Genomic DNA, 2,742 nt, shown 5'->3' on the forward strand with positions numbered 1-2,742 from the left:
TTTCCATACTCTGTTTCTCTTCGCGCTCCTTGTTATACTCGCGCGTTCGATCAAAATTACGCCTCGGGCTGTGGCAATCATCGTTCCCTTCTTCCTTTTTCTATTGGTCTATCTCGCCCTATCAATGGGGACGTCAGAGCCGGAATACCTGATTGAGAAGCTCGAGGGAGGATTTGGCGCGACCACTGTTGGTGCCTTATTGTTGATCGGAATTTCAACGCGATATGGGACGGATGAGTTTCTAGATCAGTTTCTGAAATTCGGGCTTCTGATCTTGGTTTTGACAATCGGATACAAAAGTGTGTTCGGATTGATGGCCCGTGACGTGCGATTCTTCATCAATGGTCCAATTGTTTTCGGCTGGCTTATGGGACAGTTCGCAATTATCGCGACTTTTCGCGCATTGAACGGCAGAAACCCCACCCAGAATTTTATCCTCGCGACCCTCTTCGCCTCAGCTACGGTTTGGACTTTTTCAAAGGGGCCGATTTTGGCTCTTCTTGTCGTTTTCTTGCTCCTGTTTTTACGCAAGGCTCACAGAGCAAGAACTCAATTCTTGCTAGCAGCATTGTTACTGACTGTCGTTGCCGGAGTGAACCTGGTTGGGCTTGAAAATTTCGGGCGATTATATGCTTTCGCGAACGCGATTTTCGAATCCGGCGAGATCGGGGAGTTTGGCACCGCATCAGTACGCTTGGCTCTCTGGGTTGAGGCGCTTGACATGTGGGAAACCAGTCCAATGTTCGGAATTGGGCCAGGAAACTTCAAGCATTTTACGATTTTCGGGGGATTTCGCTACCCACACAATTTGATGATTGAATTATTGGCTGAAACAGGGCTCGTTGGCCTATTTCTCTTCTTGCTCTTTCTTCTAATGATTTTCCTCATGACGAATGCGCTCGGTCGTTTGATAATGGTCTTCTCACTGATCGGTTCGTCGTTTAGCGGCGATCTGGCTTATCTGCGTGTTATGGTTTTGCTGCCCTTCTTGTTCGCGATCGCGATGCCTGTTAATCAAAAGGTGCCAAGATGATCTGGCTCATAGGATTGACTATGGCCTTGTTTGGGGTATTCGTTGCGTTGGACGCGGTTTCGCTTTTGCCAAGGGTCGCAGGCAGTGTGTGTCAGCGAAACGCGATTTCGATTTCGATCCAAGGGATTATTAACACCATAAAACGCGTCTTTGTGGTAAGTTTCGCGCCAGTCCTCGGTTTTATCGCCATAAGTGGAGACATCAACGACCTGATCCTTGCCGTTCTGGGGTCTTATGCAACAGGCGTTGTATTGGTTTTGATCACACACAATATGCGGAGCTTTTTCATAAGCTACTTCGCCGCGGTTTGTGTCGAATTCGATGAAACTGGCAGACTGTTTCGGTCCTTTGCCCGGTCGTTCCACAAAAGGTTGGCCTGGGTCGAGCAAGCACAACAGTTTTCCGCAGACCTGCACTTTTTCACGTTCCCAAGCGTGCCCAAGACACGGCGGGTTTTTTTTCTGTCGCTTTGGATATTCTTTTTCTATTCTTCGTCAGTGTTTGCCGTGAACATTATTGCGGAGCTGTTGGAGGAATGGTCGACGGTCGTCTTGCAGATGACTGGGATTTTCAACAGCCTTGGCACACTGGCCCTTGCCTTCTTTCTTGAACCGAGACTCGCGCGCAGTTATGAACGTCAGGCCGATTTGCAGGGAGTCCTGGGGGCTCTGCTCCTCGGCCGCTTTTTTTCCGTAGCTTTGCTAGGGCCGGTGTTCTTTACCACGATCTGGATATTTGTTTAAAGGGAGAATGGCGTATCTATCAAACCTACCGGCTTTAAACTTTGTCAACCCTAGGAAGACAACTGAGTTTAGCAAGAGGTATATGACTACCAACACGTTAGCAATGGCGCGAACAAAAATGGAAATGGCCAGACATGATACTTAGTATTCCTTACAAAGGCAGCCGCGACTATTTGCACGGCACAGACATGTTCGACCGCGTGATATCGATCGCGTCTAAAGAAAGCGGCGGTGCGCCAGAGGTGTTCGAAATTTCGTTCCATGCGATGGCGAACAAGCCGCTTGTATTGCAAATTGGTGGGGACGGCCCGGCGCGCGCGACAACCGCTGCTGGATACTTCCAAGGTGCCGCCGGAAAAGTCCGTTTCTTTCTGTCCGAAACAGACGGCGAAGTTGTCGGCCGCATACCCTATGCCGAAGAAGAAGTCGTCCGCAACATGGTCTTTGCGGATCAGGGCGCGACGGCGCTCATGGGCGCTCTAAATCCGTTTTCAGACATCGAGGTCTGGATTCCGATGGTCAAGGAACTGCACACCCGACTGTTTCCTGAGGCGAACGGCAAATGGGTGTTTGCCCGTGCTAAGATGAGTGGCTATTCGCCCGAACATGCGCCGATGGAATATCGGGTGCAACATACCGCCAAATTGGGTCACAAGCTGACCCGCAACGAAGTGTTCCTGGGAGATCGCAAGGTCGGGGACATCTTCTTTTCCTTAATGTGAGGAGACTGCCATGCTTGGCATCGAACAAATCGCAAGCTACCTGCCCGCCACACGCGCCAGCAACATGGATCTCGCCGAGAAATTTGATCTAGAGGCGGATTTTATCGAGAACAAGATTGGTGTACTTGAACGCTGCGTGAAGGATGCGGACGAAGATACCAGCGATATGGCCGTCAAGGCGCTGAATGCGCTGGTGACCAAAAGCGGCTTGGCCCTTGATGAAATCGAAGCCATGGTGGTGGTG

4 protein-coding genes are annotated in these 2,742 nt (G+C 50.4%); all 4 read left to right on the top strand.

Features of this window, described 5'->3' with window-relative positions; all coding sequences use genetic code 11:
- On the top strand, positions 1 to 1,033 hold a 1,033-nt coding region (locus ACSHWX_RS18145; protein ID WP_435669617.1), incomplete at its 5' end, for an O-antigen ligase family protein.
- Positions 1,030 to 1,776 carry a lipid II flippase family protein gene (locus tag ACSHWX_RS18150; protein ID WP_435669618.1) on the top strand — a complete coding sequence of 249 codons (747 nt, stop codon included), beginning with the start codon at positions 1,030 to 1,032 and terminating at the stop codon, positions 1,774 to 1,776. The genes ACSHWX_RS18145 and ACSHWX_RS18150, both read left to right, overlap by 4 nt.
- Before the next feature lie 134 nt (positions 1,777 to 1,910).
- Positions 1,911 to 2,498 carry a hypothetical protein gene (locus ACSHWX_RS18155; RefSeq protein WP_435669619.1) on the top strand — a complete coding sequence of 196 codons (588 nt, stop codon included), beginning with the start codon at positions 1,911 to 1,913 and terminating at the stop codon, positions 2,496 to 2,498.
- A 10-nt stretch (positions 2,499 to 2,508) separates the two neighbouring features.
- Positions 2,509 to 2,742, top strand: a 234-nt coding sequence (locus tag ACSHWX_RS18160) for a hypothetical protein (protein ID WP_435669620.1), incomplete at its 3' end; no start/stop codon positions are given.

The sequence above is a fragment of the Maritalea sp. genome (assembly GCF_051251695.1).
Taxonomy (GTDB): domain Bacteria; phylum Pseudomonadota; class Alphaproteobacteria; order Rhizobiales; family Devosiaceae; genus Maritalea.

Excerpts from the sequence above, each read along its gene's own strand:
- ACSHWX_RS18150 (WP_435669618.1), top strand. The coding sequence starts at position 1,030 with ATGATCTGGCTCATAGGATTGACTATGGCCTTGTTTGGGGTATTCGTT.
- ACSHWX_RS18155 (WP_435669619.1), top strand. The coding sequence starts at position 1,911 with ATGATACTTAGTATTCCTTACAAAGGCAGCCGCGACTATTTGCACGGC.